The organism is Pseudomonas sp. 5P_5.1_Bac1 (assembly GCF_025466015.1).
Classification (GTDB): Bacteria; Pseudomonadota; Gammaproteobacteria; order Pseudomonadales; family Pseudomonadaceae; genus Aquipseudomonas.
This window is the reverse complement of record NZ_JANLNX010000037.1, coordinates 125158-146658: the sequence shown is the minus strand read 5'-3', so window position 1 is coordinate 146658 and position 21501 is coordinate 125158. Positions and strand designations below refer to the sequence as shown.

General features: G+C 65.0%; 19 protein-coding genes. 13 read left to right on the top strand and 6 right to left on the bottom strand.

From position 1 onward, the window contains the following. Positions 1-18: 18 nt before the first annotated feature. The 12 genes from algG to NTD82_RS06785 all read left to right on the top strand — a co-directional run bounded on the left by algG (position 19) and on the right by NTD82_RS06785 (position 13900). Positions 19-1581 (top strand): mannuronan 5-epimerase AlgG, encoded by a 1563-nt coding sequence (gene algG / locus NTD82_RS06840; RefSeq protein ID WP_262128170.1) that lies wholly within the window; start codon positions 19-21, stop codon positions 1579-1581. 11 nt (positions 1582-1592) lie between these two features. Further along, on the top strand, positions 1593-3029 hold the full coding sequence (locus tag NTD82_RS06835) for an alginate O-acetyltransferase (RefSeq protein WP_262128169.1): 1437 nt from the start codon (positions 1593-1595) through the stop codon (positions 3027-3029). Positions 3030-3051: 22 nt separating this feature from the next. Further along, complete coding sequence (locus NTD82_RS06830; protein WP_262128297.1) at positions 3052-4125, top strand: mannuronate-specific alginate lyase; 1074 nt, start codon at positions 3052-3054, stop codon at positions 4123-4125. Between the two features lie 173 nt (positions 4126-4298). Next, on the top strand, positions 4299-5756 hold the full coding sequence (locus NTD82_RS06825; protein ID WP_262128168.1) for an MBOAT family O-acyltransferase: 1458 nt from the start codon (positions 4299-4301) through the stop codon (positions 5754-5756). Positions 5757-5767: 11 nt separating this feature from the next. Beyond that, positions 5768-6922, top strand: coding sequence for an alginate O-acetyltransferase (locus tag NTD82_RS06820; RefSeq protein ID WP_262128167.1), 1155 nt, complete (start codon positions 5768-5770; stop codon positions 6920-6922). A gap of 13 nt (positions 6923-6935) precedes the next feature. Next, positions 6936-7592: an alginate O-acetyltransferase AlgF gene (locus NTD82_RS06815; RefSeq protein WP_095154556.1), complete on the top strand. Its 657-nt coding sequence runs from the start codon at positions 6936-6938 to the stop codon at positions 7590-7592. A gap of 37 nt (positions 7593-7629) precedes the next feature. Continuing rightward, positions 7630-9081, top strand: a complete 1452-nt coding sequence (locus tag NTD82_RS06810; RefSeq protein WP_095154554.1) for a mannose-1-phosphate guanylyltransferase/mannose-6-phosphate isomerase — start codon at positions 7630-7632, stop codon at positions 9079-9081. 211 nt (positions 9082-9292) lie between these two features. Then, entirely contained in the window at positions 9293-9757 is a 465-nt protein-coding gene (locus NTD82_RS06805; protein ID WP_095154552.1) for a multidrug transporter, read from the top strand. A gap of 78 nt (positions 9758-9835) precedes the next feature. Next, a complete protein-coding gene (locus tag NTD82_RS06800; RefSeq protein ID WP_095154550.1) occupies positions 9836-10186 on the top strand; it encodes a hypothetical protein in 351 nt (116 codons plus the stop codon). Between the two features lie 28 nt (positions 10187-10214). After that, the gene (locus tag NTD82_RS06795) at positions 10215-12329 is read left to right on the top strand and encodes an RHS repeat-associated core domain-containing protein (protein ID WP_262128166.1); all 2115 of its coding nucleotides are present in this window, start codon (positions 10215-10217) and stop codon (positions 12327-12329) included. After that, positions 12326-12994: a hypothetical protein gene (locus tag NTD82_RS06790; protein WP_262128164.1), complete on the top strand. Its 669-nt coding sequence runs from the start codon at positions 12326-12328 to the stop codon at positions 12992-12994. Before NTD82_RS06795 ends, NTD82_RS06790 begins: the two co-directional genes overlap by 4 nt. 81 nt (positions 12995-13075) lie before the next feature. Beyond that, positions 13076-13900, top strand: coding sequence for an SDR family oxidoreductase (locus tag NTD82_RS06785; RefSeq protein WP_262128163.1), 825 nt, complete (start codon positions 13076-13078; stop codon positions 13898-13900). Between the two features lie 128 nt (positions 13901-14028). Here NTD82_RS06785 and NTD82_RS06780 read toward each other — a convergent pair whose 3' ends face one another. The 5 genes from NTD82_RS06780 to NTD82_RS06760 all read right to left on the bottom strand — a co-directional run bounded on the left by NTD82_RS06780 (position 14029) and on the right by NTD82_RS06760 (position 19936). Further along, positions 14029-14823, bottom strand: coding sequence for an SDR family NAD(P)-dependent oxidoreductase (locus NTD82_RS06780; RefSeq protein ID WP_262128162.1), 795 nt, complete (start codon positions 14821-14823; stop codon positions 14029-14031). Positions 14824-14851: 28 nt separating this feature from the next. Beyond that, complete coding sequence (locus NTD82_RS06775) at positions 14852-16294, bottom strand: efflux transporter outer membrane subunit (protein ID WP_262128161.1); 1443 nt, start codon at positions 16292-16294, stop codon at positions 14852-14854. Next, entirely contained in the window at positions 16291-17352 is a 1062-nt protein-coding gene (locus NTD82_RS06770; RefSeq protein WP_095154540.1) for an HlyD family secretion protein, read from the bottom strand. Before NTD82_RS06770 ends, NTD82_RS06775 begins: the two co-directional genes overlap by 4 nt. A gap of 27 nt (positions 17353-17379) precedes the next feature. Next, on the bottom strand, positions 17380-18921 hold the full coding sequence (locus NTD82_RS06765) for an MFS transporter (protein WP_262128160.1): 1542 nt from the start codon (positions 18919-18921) through the stop codon (positions 17380-17382). Between the two features lie 109 nt (positions 18922-19030). Continuing rightward, positions 19031-19936, bottom strand: a complete 906-nt coding sequence (locus NTD82_RS06760) for a LysR family transcriptional regulator (RefSeq protein WP_095154536.1) — start codon at positions 19934-19936, stop codon at positions 19031-19033. A gap of 154 nt (positions 19937-20090) precedes the next feature. Between NTD82_RS06760 and NTD82_RS06755 the strand changes: the two genes are divergently transcribed. Beyond that, positions 20091-20540: a universal stress protein gene (locus tag NTD82_RS06755; RefSeq protein WP_262128159.1), complete on the top strand. Its 450-nt coding sequence runs from the start codon at positions 20091-20093 to the stop codon at positions 20538-20540. Between the two features lie 108 nt (positions 20541-20648). Here the strand turns inward: NTD82_RS06755 and NTD82_RS06750 are convergent, their stop codons facing one another. Beyond that, positions 20649-21500, bottom strand: coding sequence for an HlyD family secretion protein (locus NTD82_RS06750; protein ID WP_262128158.1), 852 nt, complete (start codon positions 21498-21500; stop codon positions 20649-20651). Position 21501 lies beyond the last annotated feature (1 nt).

Genomic DNA, 21501 nt, shown 5'->3' with positions numbered 1-21501 from the left:
TGCACGGAGAGCACTGACATGAACCTTCACCCGAACAGGCTCCACGCCCTGCTGGCCGGCGCCCTGCTGCTGGCCAGCGGCATCGCCCAGGCCAACGGCCAGGCGGCGCCGACCGCCAAAGGGCTGCAACATGCCAAGACCTACACCGTCAGCAGCGCGCCGGTGGAGCCTTTGCAGATGGACCCGCCGACTCTGCCGGACCTCAGCGGCTACACCGCCGAGGCGGTGCAGAAGAAAATCGACCGCCGTCACAAAGGCACGGTTTCGGTCCGCCGCATGCTCCAGGAAACCACCCTCAAGGAGTTCATCGGCGGCGACAACAAGGGCGCCGAATGGGTCGCCCGCCAGCGCGGCATTCCCCAGGCGATCTTCATCGAGGGCGGCCATGTGGACTTCGCCGAACTGGCGAAAAAAGTGCCCGAGCGCTATGTCCGTGAAGTCTCGCCGGGCGTGTACCTGGCCCGCCTGCCGATCGTGGTCGGCCACGGCGCGACCCTGGAAATCAACCGCAAGGTCAAGGAGCTGCGGCTGTCCCAGGAAGGCGGCGCGTTCCTGGTCAACGACGGCAAGCTGTTCGTCAGCGACAGCCGGGTGATCGGCTGGCGCGAGGCGGACAACGGCCCGGCGACCTTCCGCAAGCCGGATGAATTCCGCCCGTTCCTGCTGTCGTGGGGCGGCACCGAGACCTACATCGTCAACACCACCATGGCCAGCTTCGGCTACGCCAAGAGCAAGTCCTACGGCGTGAGCATTTCGCAGTACACGCCGAACATGGCCAAGCAGATGGGCCGCGCCGAACCCACCGGCTGGATCATCGGTTCGACCTTCAGCGACATGTGGTACGGCTTCTACTGCTACGAGACCAGCGACTTCGTGGTCAAGGACAGCACCTACCGCGACAACATCGTCTACGGCATCGACCCCCACGACCGTTCGCACCGGCTGATCATCGCCGGCAACACCGTGCACGGCACGAAGAAGAAGCACGGGATCATCATTTCCCGCGAGGTCAACGACAGCTGGATCATCAACAACAAGAGCTTCGACAACAAACTCTCCGGCGTGGTGATCGACCGTAACAGCGTCAACAACCTGATCGCCTACAACGAGATTTACCGCAACCACACCGACGGCATCACCCTGTACGAGAGCGGCGACAACCTGATCTGGGGCAACAAGCTGATCAGCAACCGCCGCCACGGCATCCGCGTGCGCAACAGCGTAAACATCCGCCTGTACGAAAACCTCGCCATGGCCAACGGCCTGGTGGGCGTCTACGGGCACATCAAGGACCTGTCCGACACCGACCGCGACATCGCCCTCGACCCGTTCGACACCAAGGTCTCGCTGATCCTCGTCGGCGGCGAGCTGGCGGCCAACGGCAGCGGTCCGCTGTCCATCGACTCGCCGCTGAGCGTCGAGCTGTACCGGGTGTCGATGCTGGCCCCGAGCAAGGCCAGCGGCATCAGTTTCTCCGGCGTGCTCGGCGAGCGTCAGGACGAGATTCTCGACCTGATGGTGCGCCAGCAGAAGGCCGTACTGATCGACCCGGTCGAACGCCAGACCGAAATGCTGGATTGAGGAAGCCCGACATGACCCCACACCTGATGAAACTCCTCGGCCTCAGCGCCGCCCTGCTGGCGATCAGCAACGGCGTGCGCGCCGACGAGGTCAAGGCGCCGACCTTCAGCGCCGAGCCGTGCTGCCAACTGTGCCCCGAAGCCCACGACGCCAGCCGCTACACCACCCGTTACCAACAGAACTTCACCACGCTGGTGCAGGCCCAGGGCGACTGGCTGTTCCGCACCAAGGAAGACCTGCGCACCGAATTCACCACCACCCCCGCCGGCTACAAACGCCTGCAGCAGATCCACGACGCCTTCAAGGCGCGCGGCATCGAACTGGTGGTGGTCTATCAGCCGACCCGCGGCCTGGTAAACCGCAACATGCTCAACCCCGCCGACAAGGCCGCGTTCGATTACCAGAAGGCCCTCGGCAACTACAAGGCGATGCTCAAGCGCTTCGGCGGCATGGGCTACAACGTGCCGGACCTGTCGCCGCTGACCAACGAGCAACTGGCCGCCGCCGACCAGGGCAAGGATTTCTACTTCCGCGGTGACCAGCACTGGACGCCCTACGGCGCCGAGCGCGCGGCGAAAATCGTCGCCGAGACGGTGCACCGGATGCCGGCCTTCGAAGGCATCGCGCGCAAGGAATTCGAGACGAAGAAATCCGGGCGCATGGGCAAGACCGGCACCCTGCACAACGTCGCCGGCCAGCTCTGCGGCACCAGCTACGCGGTGCAGTACATGGACCAGTTCGCCACCGAGCCGAAGGGCGAAAGCGGCGGCGACGACCTGTTCGGCGATTCCGGCAACGCGCAGATCACCCTGGTCGGCACCAGCCACAGCGGCAAGAACTACAACTTCTCCGGCTTCCTGGAACAGTACATCGGCGCTGACGTGCTCAACGTCGCCTTCCCCGGCGGCGGCCTGGAAGGCTCGATGATCCAGTACCTGGGCAGCGAGGAATTCAAGAAGAACCCGCCGAAGATCCTGGTCTGGGAATTCTCGCCGCTGTACCCGCTGAACCAGGAAACCATCTGGCGGCAGATGCTCGCCCTGCTCGACAACGGCTGCGAAGGCAAGCCGGCGCAGATGAGCGCCAGCACCGCGCTCAAGCCGGGCACCAACGAGCTGCTGGTCAACGGTCGCAATGGCGTGATCAAGGACCTGACCAACCGCAATCACCAGCTCGACATCCGTTTCGAAGACACCTCGGTGAAGACCCTGCAGGCCACCCTCTGGTACCTCAACGGCCGCCACGAAGACCTGAAGATCGACAAGCCGACCACCTCCGACACCGATGGCCGCTTCACCTTCCAGTTGCGCGAGGACGAGGACTGGGCCGGGCAAACCCTGCTGGCCGTGGAACTCCAGGGTCCGGAAAACGGCAGCCAGAAGGTGCAGGCCACCTTGTGCAAACGCGGTTCAGGCGATGCTTCGCGCAACGCCCAGGCCGGATTGTGAGGACACCATGAACAGACTCAGCATGCTCGCCAGCGCGGTACTGCTCAGCCTCGGCGGCCAGGTCATGGCCGCCGGGCTGGTGCCGCCGCCCGGCTACTACGCCGGCATCGAAAAACAGAAAACCGGCAAAGGCGATTTCACCTGCGACGCCGTGCCGACGCCCTACACCGGCAAGCTGCAATTTCGCAGCAAATACGAGGGCTCGGACGGCGCCCGTTCGACCCTCAACGAAGACGCCGAACAGGCCTTCCGCGACTCCACCGCCAGCATCACCACCCTGGAGCGCGGCGTCGCCCAGCAGGTCAACCGCTACCTGCGCGATGGCCGTCCGCAACAACTGGACTGCACCCTCACGTGGCTGGGCACCTGGGCGCGGGCCGATGCGCTGCTGTCGAAGGACTTCAACCACACCGGCAAGTCCATGCGCAAATGGGCGCTGGGCAGCATGAGCAGCGCCTGGCTACGCCTGAAATTCTCCAATGCGCGGCCGCTGGCGGCGCACCAGGCCCAGGCCGAGGAAATCGAAAAATGGTTCGGCCGCCTGGCCGACCAAGTGGTCAGCGACTGGAGCAACCTGCCGCTGGCCAAGATCAACAACCACAGCTACTGGGCCGCCTGGTCGGTGATGGCCACCGCCGTCGCCACCGACCGTCGCGACCTGTTCGACTGGTCGGTGAAGGAATACCGCGTCGCCGCCAACCAGATCGACGACCAGGGCTTCTTGCCCAACGAACTCAAGCGCAAACAGCGCGCCCTCGCCTACCACAACTACGCCCTGCCGCCGCTGGCGATGATCGCCAGCTTCGCCCAGGTCAACGGCGTGGACCTGCGGGATGAAAACAACCAGGCGTTGAAACGCTTGGGGGATCGAGTGCTGAGCGGATCGAAAGACCCGTCGGCGTTCGCCCGCAAGAACGGCGAAGACCAGGACATGAAAGACCTCAAGGTCGGCAGCAAATACGCCTGGCTGGAACCGTGGTGCAGCGTCTACGCCTGCGGCGCCGACGTCCAACAGCGCCGACACGATCTGCAGCCGTTCAACAGCTTCCGCCTCGGCGGAGACGTGACGCGGGTCTACGACCCCGGAGCCCGGTAGGAGCGAGCTTGCTCGCGATGAGGCCCGCCCGGACACCGGCGCCGGACCTGCTGACGCGATCGCGAGCAAGCTCGCTCCTACAAGGATCTTGAAACACTGGTTTCCCCCGCCAAACAGCGGGGGGTTTGGGGGGCGCTGTTGCCCCGGATGCTTGAACAACAAGGAGAACCGGGATGGTCTTCTCGTCCAACGTGTTCCTGTTCCTGTTTTTGCCGACCTTTCTCGGCCTGTACTACCTGAGCGGGCAACGCTACCGCAACCTGCTGTTGCTGCTGGCCAGCTACCTGTTCTACGCCTGGTGGCGGGTGGATTTCCTCGCGCTGTTCGCCGGGGTCACCCTGTGGAACTACTGGATCGGCCTGAAAGTCGGCGCCGCCGGGGTGCGCACCAAACCCGCCCAGCGCTGGCTGCTGCTCGGCGTGGCGGTGGACCTGTGCATCCTCGGCTATTTCAAGTACGCCAACTTCGGCGTCGACAGCATCAACGCGATCATGACGTCGTTCGGCCTGGAGCCGTTCATCCTGACCCATGTGCTGCTGCCGATCGGGATCTCGTTCTACATCTTCGAGTCCATCAGCTACATCATCGACGTCTACCGTGGCGACACCCCGGCCACGCGCAACCTGATCGACTTCGCCGCGTTCGTCGCGATCTTCCCGCACCTGATCGCCGGCCCCGTGCTGCGCTTCAAGGACCTCGCCGACCAGTTCAACCACCGCACCCACACCGTCGACAAGTTCGCCGAAGGCTGCACCCGCTTCATGCAGGGTTTCATCAAGAAAGTGTTCATCGCCGACACCCTGGCGGTGGTCGCCGACCATTGCTTCGCCCTGGAAAACCCCACCACCGGCGATGCCTGGCTCGGCGCGCTGGCCTACACCGCGCAGTTGTACTTCGACTTCTCCGGCTACAGCGACATGGCCATCGGCCTCGGCCTGGTGATGGGCTTCCGCTTCATGGAAAACTTCAAGCAGCCGTACATCAGCCAGTCGATCACCGAGTTCTGGCGGCGCTGGCACATCAGCCTGTCGACCTGGCTGCGCGACTACCTGTACATCACCCTCGGCGGCAACCGCGGCGGCACGTTCGCCACCTACCGCAACCTGTTCCTGACCATGCTGCTCGGCGGCCTGTGGCACGGCGCCAACTTCACCTACATCCTCTGGGGCGCCTGGCACGGCATGTGGCTGGCGATCGAGCGGGCGCTGGGCCTCGACACCAACCCGCAGCGTTTCAACCCGGTCAAATGGGCCTTCACCTTCCTGCTGGTAGTGATCGGCTGGGTGATCTTCCGCGCTGAAAACCTGCATGTCGCCGGACGCATGTACGCCGCCATGTTCAGCCTCGGCGACTGGAACCTCTCGGAACTCAACCGCGCCAGCCTCACCGGCCTGCAAGTCGCGACCCTGATCCTGGCCTACATCACCCTGGCCTGGTTCGGCCTGCGCGATTTCTACCGCAATGCCAAGCCGACCGCCAAGGCCAGCCCGGTGGTGGTGCACCACGACGGCAGCGTCGGCCTCGACTGGAGCCTCTACGCCACCCGCGTGCTGGTGCTGCTGCTGTTCGTCGCCTCGATCCTCAAGCTCTCGGCGCAGAGCTACTCGCCCTTCCTCTACTTCCAGTTCTGAGCGAGCCGACCATGACCCGATCATTACGCATCCTCTACTCCCTGCTGTTCCTCGCCCTGTTGACGGCGCTGGGCCTGTGGTCCCTCGGCGGGCTCGGCGGGTTCCAGCGCACGGCGCAGATGAGCCTGCTCGACGGCAAGCTGGCCAAGGCCGCCGAGACCCACTACGACGAGCAGTTCCCGCTCAAGCGCATTGGCACCAACCTGTGGGCGGCGCTGGACTTCAAGCTGTTCAACGAAGGCCGTCCCGGCGTGGTCCTGGGTCGCGACCAGTGGCTGTTCAGCGACGAGGAATTCAAGCCGGCGGTTAACGCCGAACAGACCCAGGCCGAGAACCTCGCCCTGCTGCGCGGCGTGCGCGACACCCTGCGCGAGCACGGTGTGGAACTGGTACTGGCGATCGTCCCGGCCAAGGCGCGGGTCTATCCCGAGTACATCGGCGAGCAGGCCCCGGCCAGCCTTCACGCGGACCTCTACAACGCCTTCCACGCCCAGGCCCGCCAGGCCAACATCTTCGCCCCCGACCTGTTCGGCCCGCTGCAAGCGGCCAAGGCCCGCGGCCAGGTGTTCCTGCGCACCGACAGCCACTGGACGCCGATGGGCGCGGAAGTCGCCGCCCGGCAACTGGCCGAGGCCGTGGCCAGGCAGACCCTGCTCAACGGCGAGCCACAGACCTTCGTCACCGAGCACCAGCAACAGACGCCTTACAAAGGCGACCTGACCAACTTCCTGCCGCTGGACCCGCTGTTCAGCAACCTCCTGCCCAAGCCGGACCAACTGCAGAAACGCAGCACCCGCGCCACCGAAGAAGGCGGCGGCGACGACGCGCTGTTCGCCGACAAGCAGATCCCGGTAGCGCTGGTCGGCACCAGCTACAGCGCCAACCCCAACTGGAACTTCCTCGGCGCCTTGCAGCAAGCGCTGCGCAGCGATGTCGCCAACTACGCCGAGGACGGCCATGGCCCGGTCCTGCCGATGCTCAAGTACCTGCAAAGCGATGAATTCAAAAACAGCCCGCCACAAGTCGTGGTCTGGGAATTTCCCGAGCGTTATCTGCCAATCAAGAACGATCTCAGCGGCTTCGATCCGCACTGGATCGCGCAACTGAAAAAAACCCGTAATACCCATCAAGAGCTGGCCCTGTCGTCCCATCGGACGGAACACTGAAGAGGAAACGCACATGACCTTGCACACTTCCAAGCACCGTATCGCCAAAGCCTGCGCCCTCGCTGCCGGCCTCACCCTCGCCTCGCTGCAAGCCTGGGCCGGTGGTGACGCCGCGCTCTACGGCCCGAGCGCACCGAAAGGCTCGACCTTCGTGCGCCTGTACAACGCCTCCAGCCAGCCGGTCGCCGCCAGCGTCGGCAACACCCCGATCAACCAGGTCGGGGCGCTGGCCAGCAGCGACTTCAGCTTCATGCCGCAAGGCGACTACAGCGCAAAAATCGGCAGCGCCAACCTGCCGGTGAAACTGGCCGCCGACCACTACTACACCCTGGTCAACCACGCCAACGGCAAGCCGCAACTGGTGGAAGAACCGCCGTTCCGCAACAAGCAGAAGTCCCTGGTGCGGGTGCAGAACCTGAGTGACCAGGCCCTGACCCTGAAAACCGCCGACGGCAAGACCGAAGTGGTCAAGCCGGTGGCCGCCAGCAGCCGCGGCGAACGCGAGATCAACCCGGTCAAGGTCAGCCTGGCGCTGTACGAAGGCGACAAAAAAGTCAGCGACGTCAAACCGGTCGCCCTGGAGCGCGGCGAAGCCGCCGTGCTCTACGTCACCGGTTCCGGCAACGAACTGTCCCCGGTCTGGGTCAAGCGCCCGGTCTCGACCCGTTAATTCCACTGCCCTTTATTGAACGATTCGGAGAACAACCATGATTCCAGTCATCCTGTCCGGTGGTAACGGTTCGCGCCTGTGGCCGCTGTCGCGCAAACAATTTCCCAAGCAGTTCCTGGCCCTCACCGGCGAACACACGCTGTTCCAGCAGACCCTGTCGCGGCTGGTGTTCGACGGCATGGACACGCCCATCGTGGTCTGCAACAAAGACCACCGTTTCATCGTCAACGAGCAACTGAGCAGCCTGAGCCTGGAGACCCAGGCCATCCTCATGGAACCCTTCGGCCGCAACACCGCGCCGGCGGTGGCGCTCAGCGCGATGAAGCTGATCAATGAAGGCCGCGACGAGTTGATGCTGGTGCTGCCCGCCGACCACGTGATCGACGACCAGAAAGCCCTGCAACGCGCCCTCGCCCTGGCCACCGTGGCTGCCGAGCGCGGCGAGATGGTGCTGTTCGGCATCCCCGCGACCAAACCGGAAACCGGTTACGGCTACATCCGTTCCAGCCAGGACGCGCTGCTACCTGAAGGTGTCAGCCGGGTCGCGCAGTTCGTGGAAAAACCCGATGAAAAACGCGCCCGCGAATTCGTCCAGGCCGGCGGCTATTTCTGGAACAGCGGCATGTTCCTGTTCCGCGCCAGCCGCTTCCTCGAAGAGCTGAAAAAGCACGACCCGGACATCTACGACACCTGCCTGCTGACCCTCGAACGCAGCCAGGAAGACGGCGACAGCCTGAGCATCGACGAAGCCACCTTCGCCTGCTGCCCGGACAACTCCATCGACTACGCGGTGATGGAAAAAACCCAGCGCGCCTGCGTCGTGCCGCTGTCCGCGGGCTGGAGCGATGTCGGCTGCTGGTCATCGTTGTGGGACGTGCACCCGAAGGACGACAACGGCAACGTCACCAAGGGCGACGTAGTGGTGCAGGACAGCCACAACTGCATGATCCACGGCAACGGCAAACTGGTGTCGGTGATCGGCCTGGAAAACATCGTCGTCGTCGAAACCAAGGACGCCATGATGATCGCCCACAAGGACAAGGTTCAAGGCGTCAAGCAAATGGTCAACACCCTCGACGCCCAGGGCCGCAGCGAGACCCAGACCCACTGCGAGGTCTACCGACCGTGGGGCTCGTATGACTCGGTGGACATGGGCGGGCGCTTCCAGGTCAAGCACATCACCGTCAAGCCGGGCGCCAGCCTGTCACTGCAGATGCACCACCACCGCGCCGAACACTGGATCGTGGTCACCGGCACCGCCGAAGTGACCTGTGACGAAAACGTGTTCCTGCTCACCGAAAACCAGTCCACCTACATCCCGATCGCCTCCATCCACCGCCTGCGCAACCCCGGCAAGATCCCGCTGGAAATCATCGAAGTGCAGTCCGGCAGTTACCTGGGCGAAGACGATATCGAGCGCTTCGAAGACATCTACGGCCGCTCGACGCCGATCGAGCGCGGGGTGTCGATCAAGACGATCGCGCAGTAAAGAGGTGCCGGGCCGTGCCCTTCGGGGCACGGTTTCATTGCGTTGCGCCCTTCGCGAGCAAGCTCGCTCCTACAGTTCAAACGGTCCTGCCGGGGTTTCTCGTGGCTCGGTCTGCTAACCCGCGGCGCGGCGGGTCAGGCCTCCTGACAAACATGACAGCCCGCCCACCTTGCCGCTAGGATCAAGGAACCCCTCCGTCTCGGTACTCGTCATGATCATCGGCATCCTGCTCATCCTCACCTGGCTGGTCCTGCTGCTGCGCTACCCGGCCAAGGCGCTGCCGGTCTCGCTGGCGGCGCTGCTCGGGCTGGTCATGGTTGGCGCCTGGGTGGTCTGGCTGGACAACCGCGAAGCACGCCAACTGGCACGGCTGGAACTGCGCCTGGACTACGCGCCACAAGAGTGCCCCGCCGGACGCCCGCTGCGGGTGCAGATGAACAACGGCAACGACGTGCCACTGGTGGAACTGCACTGGCGGGTCGCCGCCTATGCGCCGGGTGACAGCGTCAACCTCGCCGAAAATACCTACGCCGCGCCCCGCTACCGCGGCCCCGGCGAACTCCAGGCCGGCGCCAACTGGAGCGACTGCCTGCCCCTGCCGCCGCTGCGTCCGGGCTATCGCCCGCAAACCCTGGAATTCCGCGCCGAACGCCTGCAGGGAACCTTCGCCAACTAGCATTTTTGCCAGTACCGCAAAATGCCATCAGCGCGTTAAATGAAGCCTTCATAAGCCAGCCCCCGCAGGAGGCTGCCCATGAGCATCTGTCACCTGAACGGAACAGAATCACTCGCCGGGATCCTGGAGTCCGACGAACGTGACCGACCGGGAATCATCCTGATCGGCTCATCCAGTTGCCCGCCCTACGTCAACCTGCAACCCAGAATCCAGGCACTGGCGCAGTCCATGCCGCAGTTCGTCTTCTACGATTTCACCGTCGACCACCGTGAACCCTCCGATCGAAAACAGAAACTGGCGCGAATCATCATGGACTGGCAGATCAATCCCCTGCTCTCCCAGGTGCTGCTGCCGAGCAGCGGCAAACCACAAACCATCAGCACCAACAACATCGAAAGAATCAAAAAGGAACTGCACAGACTCTATTGACCGACTGAGCCCGCCGGAATTGCCGTCCATGCTCCCTACCCGCACACCGCACCGCCATACCCCGACGCTGGCCGTGATTGATCCCCGCGGCCTGAATGTGCGCACCGTGGCGTATTGCCGCGACGACAGCGAGAACGCCGCCGAAGCGAGGATCAGCCATCAGTCGTGGACCCCGGCCGGGCACCCATGGCGCACGGGCGATCCGCGCCTGGGGCCAGACAAGGTCAACCTGACCTGTGTGTCCAGCCTCTCGGGCCAGCAGCTACTAAGCGACAGCGTGGACGCCGGCTGGAAGCTGCAACTGCACACTGACGCGGGCATCACGCAGCGGACATGGGACGGCCGAGGAACCTCGACGCGCTTCGTCCACGATGGCCTGCTGCGCATCATCGAGGTCGCCCAAGCATCTGCGCAGGGTGCCGACGCCGTGGTCGAGCGCTTCGACTACGCCGGTGCAGACCCGGCATTCGCTAGCCACAACCAGTGTGGCCGGCTGCTGCGGCATGACGATCCCGCAGGCAGTGAGCACGTTGTCGGCTACGCGCTTGGCGGCGGCGTGAGCCTGCAGCGTCGGCACTTTCTGATTTCGCTCGATCACCCGGACTGGCCTGAGGAGGTCACTGCCCGCGACCTGTTGCTGGAGGACACGGGTTTCAGCTCCGCCAGCCAGTTCAATGCCGTAGGTCAGCCGATTCAATGCAGCGACGCGGTCGGCAACCGCCACCTGTTCACCCACGACCTCGCCGGGCTGCAAAAGGCGGTCGCGCTGTTCAATGCCGCGACGGGACAGACCCGCCAACTGATCAGCGCCATTGACTACAACGCGCTCGGGCAGGTCACCTGCGAAACGGCAGGCAATGGGGTGGTCAGCCGCGCCGGCCATGATCCGGCGAACGGCAGGCTGCTCACACTGCGCAGCAGCAGGCCCTCGGGGCCGGTACTTCAGGACCTGCATTACAGTCATGACGCGGTGGGCAATCTCGTCGCCATCGAAGACCGCGCCCTGCCGGTCCGGTACTTTCGTAACCAGCGTATCGAACCGGTCAACCGCTATCGCTACGACAGCCTGTATCAACTGATCGAAGCCAGCGGCTGGGAGCAGGACAACGCCGACCACGGGCCGCATCTGCCGGACCTGCAACCCGCACCCATCGACCCCGCCCGCCTGCTCAACTACCGGCAGACCTACCGCTACGACGCAGCCGGCAACCTGACCGAGCTACGGCATTTCGGCGCTCGGCAATTCACCCAGACCCTGAACGTCGCGACCGACAGCAATCGCGCCGTGGCCGAGGCGCCCACCGGCGCCATCTCTATCGATAGCGCATTCGATGCCAACGGCAACCTGCTCCAGTTGCAGCCGGGGCAAACACTGCTGTGGAACCCGCGCAACCAGCTCGAACAGCTCAGCATCGTCAGCCGCAAGGACGCGGCGAGCGACTACGAACGCTATATCCAGGACGGCAGCGGCAGGCGCCTGCGCAAAGTGCGACAACAGGTGGTCGGCAGCCGTGTCGTGCGGTCCGAGGTGCGTTATCTGCCGGGACTGGAACTGCACCGCAACGGCAGCGACGACGATGTCCTGCGCGTGGTGCTTTGCACGGCCGGACGCGCCCGGGTGCACGTCCTGCATTGGCCGAAGGCGCCGCCGCCCGGTATCGAAAACAACCAGTGCCGCTATCAGTTGCGCGATCACCTGGGCTCCAGTTGCCTGGAACTGGATGCAGCCGCCGCGTTGCTCACACATGAGGTCTATTACCCGTTTGGCGCCACCGCTTGCTGGGCCGCGCGCACGGCGGACAACGCCGGGTACAAGCGCCGCCGTTATTCGGGCAAGGAACGTGAGGCTTCGGGGCTCTACTACTACGGCCTGCGTTACTACGCTCCGTGGCTGATGCGCTGGATCAATCCCGACCCTGCCGGCTACGGTGACGGGCTCAACCTCTACCGGATGGTCGGCAACAACCCGCTGGGCTACCGGGATGAGCAGGGAACGCAAAAGGTTCCGGCGGACATTCTGATTGCTGATGCCCTTGAAGGCGCCGACATTGGCAGCGGCTGGTTCGAAGAGCTGCCTGGGACGCAGCCAGCAGGGCCTTCCAGACCACCCGCTCGGTGTATTCACGGAGCATGCAGGCCATGAATGCCACGCCGGACTGGTCGATGAGCGATGAAGGCAGCGCCATCGCGATCTTCCACGACCGGGATAACCTCCCGCGCCTGTTCGTCAACACCTTCATGCGCCACATGGGGATTCAGCCGGGGATGGGATTGCCGCTGTTTGCCGGGCGAATCCGCAGCGGGAACGATGGCGGCGTCGTCTTCGACAACCACTCCGGCCATTACAAACCGCTGGCGAACGCCGCCACGGTCGAGGCCCTGCTTGGCCAACTGGCACCAGGGGCGCGCAATGTCCGTTACGAACCCATCAAGCAATCCAGTGACTTCGATTCGGCGGTCAGGCTTTCGGTCGCTTCGCCCGAGGAGTACGTCGATCTGGTCAATACACTCAAGGGAGGTCATGAAAAGGTGATCGGCTACCTGAAGGACTCCGGGCTATGGGAGCGCGTCCGGCAGACCTACGCCGATACCCACGGCATCAACCTCCTCTTCGAGGCCCATGACCAGGGCATCAGTCCGAGTGAGGTTGAGCAGCGTAGAGTGCTGGCGGCCCTGCCCCCCGCGCAGCCTCTCGTGCAGCGCCGAAATAACCGGGTAGCCGTGCCACCACCCACACGGCCCACGGCGGTCAGCACCCGAAAGGCGAGTGGCTGGCGGGTGTTGTTCAAGAACTGCGTTGGCCGTTGACCGCGGACCGACACAGTCATCCCGGCGTGATGGCACATCCCGTATGATCGGCGTTTCTTCCCCACGCCGAAGGACCGCCTCATGCCCATCGCTCTCATCACCGGTTGCTCCAGTGGTATCGGCCGTGCCCTGGCCGACACGTTCAAACAGGCGGGCTACGAGGTCTGGGCCACGGCGCGCAAGGCCGAGGATGTCGCGGCGCTGGCGTCTGCCGGTTTTCGCGCCCGCCAACTGGATGTGAACGACCCACAGGCGCTGCAACGCCTGAGCGAGGAAATCGACTACGCCCACGGCGGCCTCGACGTGCTGATCAACAACGCCGGCTACGGCGCCATGGGCCCGCTGCTGGACGGCGGCGTCGAGGCGATGCGCCGGCAGTTCGAGACCAATGTGTTTGCCGTGGTCGGGGTGACCCGTGCGCTGTTCGGCTTGTTGCGGCGCAACCGCGGGCTGGTGGTGAATATCGGCAGCGTGTCCGGCGTGTTGGTGACGCCGTTCGCTGGCGCTTACTGCGCGTCGAAGGCGGCGGTGCATGCGTTGAGCGATGCGCTGCGGCTTGAGTTGTCGCCCTTCGGCATCCGGGTGATGGAAGTGCAACCGGGGGCGATTCAGTCCAGCTTCGCCAGCAACGCCGGGCATGAGGCCGAGCAACTGCTGAAACCGGAATCGGCGTGGTGGCCGATGCGTGAAAGCATCCGGGCACGGGCGCGGGCCTCGCAGGACAAGCCGACCCCGGCCACGGAATTCGCCAAGGGATTGCTCAAGGCGGCGCAGCAAAACCCGACACCGCCGCTGGTGCGGTTGGGGAATGGGAGTCGGGCGTTGCCGTGGCTGGCGAGTTGGTTGCCGACGCGGTTGCTGGATAAGGTGTTGAAGAAGAAATTCGGGCTGGATCGGGATTTGTAGGGGGGCTACTGGCTTCATCGCTGGCAAGCACAAGACGTCAGATCGCCTCGTACTGTGGGAGCGGATTCATCCGCTCCCACCGTTCGTGGAGGCATGAAGCTTTTTGCTTACCCGCGATGAGGCCTGAATCAAGCAATCGCCCGCACCACCCCACCATCCACCCGCATCGCCGCGCCGGTAGTCGCACTGGCCTGCCGCGACGACAGGTACACCACCAGGTTCGCCACTTCTTCCACCGTCGCCAGGCGCTTGATGATCGAGCCGGGCCGGTGTTCGGCGATGAAGTTGGCTTCCATTTCCTGCACCGACACGCCCTGCTCTTTCGCCATTTCAGCGAAGAAATCACCCACGCCTTCCGAGCGGGTCGGCCCCGGCAGTACGGCGTTGACCGTCACCCCGGTGCCAGCCAGGGTTTCCGCCAAACCGCGGGAAATCGCCAGCAGCGCGGTCTTGGTGGTGCCGTAGTGAACCATCTCGGTAGGAATTTCCAGCGCCGACTCGCTGGACAGGAACAGCACCCGTCCCCAGTTGCGCTCGGCCATCCCCGGCGCGTAATGCCGCGACAGGCGCACCGCGCTCATGACGTTGACGTCGAAGAAGCGTTGCCAGTCGTCGTCGCTGATCTCGAAAAAGCCTTTGGGTTCGAAGATGCCCAGGTTGTTGACCAGAATGTCGGTCTGCGGCACTTGCTCGAACAGCACCCGAGCGCCTTCGACCGTGCCCAGGTCGGCGGCGACGCCGATGATCCGCGCCGCCGGCACCCGTTCGCGAACCTGCTTGAGGGCCTGGTCCACCCGCGCCTGAGTGCGGCCGTTGAGCACCACTTCGGCGCCCGCCTCGGCCAGGCCGATCACGATGGCCAGGCCAATACCGGCGGTGGAACCGCTGACGATGGCGCGTTTACCGTTCAGGGAAATATGCATTCGAGCTCGCTCCTACCGTTATCAATCTTCAGTTACTGGCAACATCAAACGCCTGCCAGCCGCCACCCAGCGCCTTGTACAAGCCCACCAGGGCCTGTGACACCGCCGCCGAGCTGTCGATCCATTGTTCTTCACTGGCCAGCAACGCCCCTTGCACGCTGAGCACATTGAGGAAGTCCACCGCGCCTTCGACGTACTGGCGCTGGGCGGTTTCCAGGGCGATGCGGTTTTGCCGCACGGCTTCTGCCAAGTGGTCGCGGCGCAATTGACTGGCGTTGTACAGGCGTAGCACATCGTCGATTTCGTGCCAGGCGCTGAGCACCACCTTGCGGTAGTTCAGCGCCGCTTCCTGTTGCTGGGCCTCGCGCAATTCGAGGGTGCCCTGCAACCGCCCGCCCTCGAAAATCGGCAGGGAAAGCTGCGGGCCAATGGCGAACCGGCGCGAATCCCAGGCACCGAAATCGCTCAGTTGCAGGGCCTGGAAACCGAGGTTTCCGGACAAGCGGATGCTCGGGTAGAAGTCCGCCTTGGCCACGCCAATGCTGGCGGTGGCGGCATGCAGGCGGGCCTCGGCCTGACGGATATCCGGGCGGCGCTCGGCCAGTTCCGACGGCACACCGATGGCGAAGCGTTGTTGCGGCGCCGGCAGTTCGGTGGCTTCCAGCAATTCGTTTTGCAGGCTACGCGGCGGCTCGGCGGCGAGCAGGCTGAGGGCGTTGATCAGGTCGGCCTGACGCGCTTCCAGACTCGGCAGGCGCGCCTCGATGGACGCCACCTGGGCGCTGGCCTGGGCGACGTCGAGGCGAGTGGCGACGCCCTGGTCCTGGCGATCGCGGGACAGCTTCAGGCTGTGCCGGGCCACGTCCAGGTTGTTGCGGGTCACCGCCAAGGTGTGCTGCACGGCGCGCAACTGGATGTAGTCGCCGGCAGTTTCCGCCAGCAGCGCCAGCAGCACACCGCGGCGGTCGTTCTCGGCCACTTGCACCGTGGCGTCGGCGGCTTCCACCTGACGCCGCACCCGGCCCCAGAGGTCGAGTTCCCAACCCGCCACCAGATCGCCCTGCCACAGGTTGTAGGCGGCCTTGCCGGAATTGCCGGACGGGTCGCTCAGGCCTTCGGCGCTGTTGCGGGCGCGGCTATAGCCGGCGTTCAGATCCACCGACGGGCTTTGGTCTGCGGCGATGCTGCTGCGCAGGGCACGGCTTTGCAGAAGCCGGGCGCTGGCCATGCGCAGGTCGAGGTTGTTGTCGGCGACCCGCTGGATCAGCGCGCTGAGACGGGCGTCATGAAAACTTTCCCACCAGCGCAGTTCCAGCGGTTCGGCCTGCGGCTGACTCGCCGCGGCGTCGCCCTGCAACGGCGCCCAAGCCTGCGGCGCCTGGCTGTCGGGGCGCTGGAAATCCGGACCGAGGGTGCAGCCGGCCAGCACCAGGCCGAGCAGCAGCGGGCTCACACGAAAGACGGCGTTCATCGCGCGCTGACCTCCTTGCCGCCGAGGGTGTCGCCTTGGGTATCGATGGTGGCTTCCACCGACATGCCCACGCGCAGACGCTCCAGCAGCGGCTGCTCGGCGTCGAAGACGATCTTCACCGGAATCCGCTGGACCACCTTGGTGAAGTTGCCGGTGGCGTTGTCGGGTTTGACCGCGGCGAACGTCACGCCGGTCGCCGGGGCGATGCTCTGCACATGGCCGCGCAGGGTTTCGCCGGAAAAGGTATCGACGCTGATGCTCACCGGCTGGCCGGGCTGCACGTGGGTCAGTTGGGTTTCCTGGAAGTTGCCGATCACGTAGGCCTGGCTCAGCGGCACCACCGACAGCAGCCGTGCGCCGGGATTGACGTAGGCACCGACGCGCAAAGCGCGCTCGCCGACCATGCCGTCCACCGGCGCGACGATGCGGGTGTAGGACAGGTCCAGGTTGGCTTTTTCCACCCCGGCTTCGGCGCGCTTGAGCTGGCCGTCGGCACTGGCGACCTGGGCGTCGAGGATGTCCACCTGTTTACGCGTTGCCAGCAGCGCGGCCTGGGCGTTGGCCTGGCGGGCGCTGGCCTGGTCGACCCGGCTGCGCGCCTGCTGCGCGTTCTGCACCGTGCCGGCGCCCTGCTCGGCGAGGCGGCTGTAGCGGGTCACTTCGTGATTGGCGAAGGCCGTCTCGGCCTGCGCGGCCTTCAGCGCGGCGTCGGCCTGGGCGATCAGCGCGGCCTGCCGCTCAAGGGTCGCGCGGGCGTCGGCGCTCTGCGCACGGGCCACCAGCAACTGGGCCTGGGCGGCGTCCAGCGCGGCCTGGTAATCGCGGTCGTCGAGGGTCGCCAGCAATTGCCCGGCGCTGACTTGCTGGTTGTCTTCCACCCGTACTTCTTTGATAAAGCCCGCCACCTTCGGCGCGACCACGGTGTAGTCGGCGCTGACGTAGGCATCGTTGGTGCGCTGGCGGTGGTCGCTGCCCAGCAGGTGCGGGCCGCCGATGGCGGCGAGGACGGCAATGGCGAGCACCGAGCCAATAAGGATGTTTTTGCGTGTGTTGGTCATGTCGGCAAGTCTCTAATTCTTCCAGGCTCAAGCCACCGCACGCGGTGGATAGACCCGGACAGGCACGAAAGGAATCAGGCAAATCAGCGCCACGGCAATGCACGCCACGAACAGATAAAGGTCGGCCGAAGCCAGCACCAGCGCCTGTTCATGGATGCGCCGGGCCAGATTGGCGGCGCTGTCGTCGAGCAAGGGCGCGTTGCCCAGGCTGTCGGTGAGGTGGATGGAATGGAAATGCCGGCGCACGGTGCCGAGAGCATCCAGCAGGCCCCCGGCAACCACCGCCGAGAGCCCCTTGACCGTGTTGAACCAGGCCGAAGCGAACGGCCCTTCCTGCGGGCTCATGCCATTGGTCGCAAGCATCAGCAGCGGCAGCACCGCCATCGGCTGGCCAAATACCTGCAGCAGTTGCAGCAGATAGAAGTTGTCGCGAATCCATTCCGAGGTCAGTTGGGTGCCACCGAAGCAGCTCAGCGCCAACATCCCCAGGCCCACCGCCAGCACCCAGCGGCAGTCCACCGCGCGGATATTGCACAGCGCCGCCACCAGCGGCAGCGAGATCAGTTGCGGCATCGCCACCAGCAGCATCAGCGGGCTGGTCTGGGCCGGGCGATAACCCTGAATCTGCGCCAGGTACGCGGACGGAATGCTGATCACCGCCGACAGCACCACCAGCACCCCGGCCAGGGTCACCAGGGCGAAACTGAGGTTGCGCCGGCTGAGCATGCGCAACTGGAAGAACGGCAGCGGCTCGGACCATTCGTTGAACATGAACAGCACCAGCAACAGCAGGCCGCCGCCCAGCAACCAGCAGATCAGTGTCGAATCGAACCAGCCCCAGCGGTCACCCAGGCTCAGGCCAAGCACCAGCGAACTGATCGCCGGCAGGCCCAGCAGCACGCCGCGCCAGTCCAGTTGGCGGAAGCGCTCCAGGCGCAGCGGATCCTGCGGCAAGCCCCAGCCGACGCAGAACATCGCCAGCGCCGAAGGCAGGATGATCTGCCAGAACGACCACTGCCAGCCGACGTATTCGGTCCACAAACCGGCCAGCGGCGTGCCCAGGTTTGGGCCGAAGGTGGCGGTCAGGGCGTAGCAGGCCAGGCCGTAGACCTTGATGCCTGGCGGCAGGAAACGCAGCGCCACGCTCATCAGCATCGGCGGCAGCGCGCCGGAGGCCAGGCCCTGGAGGATTCGCAGCACCATCAGGCTGTGCAGGTCCGGCGCATAGGGCTGCACCAGCCCGAGCACGGCGAACAGGCCGACCGCGCTGAGGGTGAAGCGGCGCAGGGAAAAGGTTGCCGCCAGCCACGGCGAGAACGCCATGGCCGACACCGACGCGGCGGCATAGACCGCCACCAGCCAGGCACCCTCGTCGGCGCCGATGCCCATGGCGCCGCGAATATCGGCCAGCGAGATCTTGGTGACCATCTCGTTGAGCCCGGCGCAGAGCACCGCCAGCAGCACGCCAAACAGCCCGACCACTACCCGCAGGCCAAACGCCTGTTGCGCGGGAGCGGCCGCCGCCGGGGCAGCGGCAGGCGCGGCAAGGGGCGCGGTGAGGGACGTCATCAGTAGAAATCTCCAGCAACAAATTGACTGGAGCGAGTCTAGAAACACTGAATGCTTACGAAAACTGACTTCTCGGCAGTTTACAGTTGCACCAAACGCAATCGACGGTTCAAGGGTCGACGCTGCAGCAGGTTTTCAGGGTCTGGCGCAGCCAGCGGTGCGCCGGATCGTTGTGGAAACGCGGGTGCCAGGCCTGCATCACCGTGACCCGTTCCATCGGCAGCGGAATCTCGAACGAACGCAGCGGCAGGCCGAGCCGAGCGACGCTGTTGAGGATATTGGCCGGCATCGGCAGGATCAGGTCCGAGGCCGGCAGCGAGAACATCGCCGAATGGAAACTCGGGGTGATCAGCGCCACCCGCCGCTGCACCTTGAAGTTGGCCAGCTCGACATCGATCGGCCCGTTGGCCCGCCCGCGCCGCGACACGCTGATCTGTGGATAAGCCGCAAAACTCTCCGGCGTGATCTCACTGTCGAAGATCGGGTGATCGCGGCGCACCAGGCCGACATAGACGGTATGGAACAGACTCTGCACCTTGATCTCCGGGCCGAGGTCGATGGTCGAACTGATGATCAGGTCGGTGCGCCCGTCGCGCAGCACCGTGTCGTCATCGCCGCCGGTTTCCGGGACGAAGCGCAGCACCGTGCGCGGCGCCTGTTCGTGCATCTTGCGCAGCAACTGCGCGCCGTAGAGGGCGATGAACAAGTCGTTGGTGCGGATATTGAAGGCACGGTCGAGGTTCGGCAGGTCCACTTCATCGCCGCCACGAAACACCTGCCCGGCCTGCTCCACCAGCACCCGCACCTGCTCCTGCAACGCCAGCGCCCGCGGCGTCGGCACCAGGCCGCGACCGGCGCGAACCAGGATCGGATCACCGAGCGCTTCGCGAATCCGGCTCAGGGTCCGGCTCATGGCTGCCGGGCTCAGGTTCATGCGCTGGGCCGCGCCGACCACACTGCCCTCATCGAGCAAGGCATCGAGGGCGACAAGCAGGTTCATGTCCGGGAGTTGCATGGCCGGGCTCCGTGAGGTGACGTGATGGAAACGCGATCTTAGCAGCTCTGCGGATTGCGCCAGGCGCAATGATCCAGTGCACGCCGGGCCATTTATCCGGGCGCCGAAACAGGTCGAAAATGCCCCGTCTCCACCCCCCTGCCAAGGAACCCGCATGCCCAGCCCGGTACTGATCGCCATCGACGCCTCCCCCGCCTGCGCCAGCCTGCTCGACCTCGCCCGCCGCTACTGCCGACCGGAACAGCATCACCTGCAAGTACTGCTGGCGATCGACGCCACCTTCGCCGTGCACGACCAACCCGCCGCCTACACCCGCGGCGAAGAAGAGGAATACCCCGCCGCCTGCGACGAACAACACCTGGCTGAGCGAGCGGTGAAAGACGCCGTGGCGGCCCTGCGCGACAGCGGATTTTCTTGCGATGGACGTGTGATTGCCGCCGATCCGGTGGAGGCGATCGTCGACCAGGCGAAGGCACTGGAGTGCGAGTTGATCATCATGGGCCACCGGCATCTGTCGCGGCTGGGCCGGCTGCTGGACCCGTCGGTGAGCGGGAAGGTGATTGATCGGGTGGGGTGTCCGGTGTTGGTTGGGGTGGCGGGGTAAGCGGGCTGTCGATAGATCTTCAGCGCTCTTGAGATCGGGCGCCGCCGGCGCGGCGCATCGCCGGCAAGCCGGCTCCCACAGGTTTCATCAGTGCCCTCAGGCCCTCGATCAGGGCTTCACCACCACCGTACACGTCGTCCCCGCCGCCAACAAAAAGCCCTCCGGCACTTCATCGATATGAATCCGCACCGGCACCCGCTGCGCCAGGCGCACCCAGTTGAACGTCGGGTTAACGTCAGCGATCAGCTCGCGGCTCTCGGGGTTGTCGCGGTCGTAGATGCCGCGGGAGATGCTCTCCACATGGCCCTTGAGCACTTCGCCGCTCATCATTTGCAACTCGGCCTCGGCGCCCACTTTGACGTGGGGCAGTTTGGTTTCTTCGAAGAAGCCATAAACCCAGAACGAGTTGCTGTCGACCACCGCCATTTTCGCCTCGCCAGTGCGCGCGTAGTCACCGCGGTGCACGTTGAGATTGGTGACGTAGCCGTCGACGGTGGCGAGGATGGTGGTGCGTTTGAGGTCCAGTTGTGCGGCCGCCAGTTGCGCCTGGGCCTGTTGGTAGTCGGCCTGGGCGGCGTTGGCGATGTTGCTGGCGTCGTCGCGGTTTTCCTTGGAGATCACCAGGTTGTCCATGTCGGCACGGCGGCTGGCGTTGACCTTGCGCATGTCCCAGGTGGCCTTGCGCGAGGCCACCAGCGCTTCGGCCTGGCGCACCGCAACTTCGTAGTGCTCGGGGTCGATCCGCAGCAGCACATCGCCCTTTTTCACCCACTGGTTGTCCTTCACCGGCACGTCCACCACGTAGCCGGGCACGTCGGCGGCGACGTTGATGATGTCGGCGCGCACCCGGCCGTCGCGGGTCCAGGGCGTGGTCATGTAGCTCACCCAGAGTTGCCGGCCGATCGCCACGGCGGCAACCAGCACGAGCAAGGTGGCGATCAGGCTGAAAAACTTCTTCATC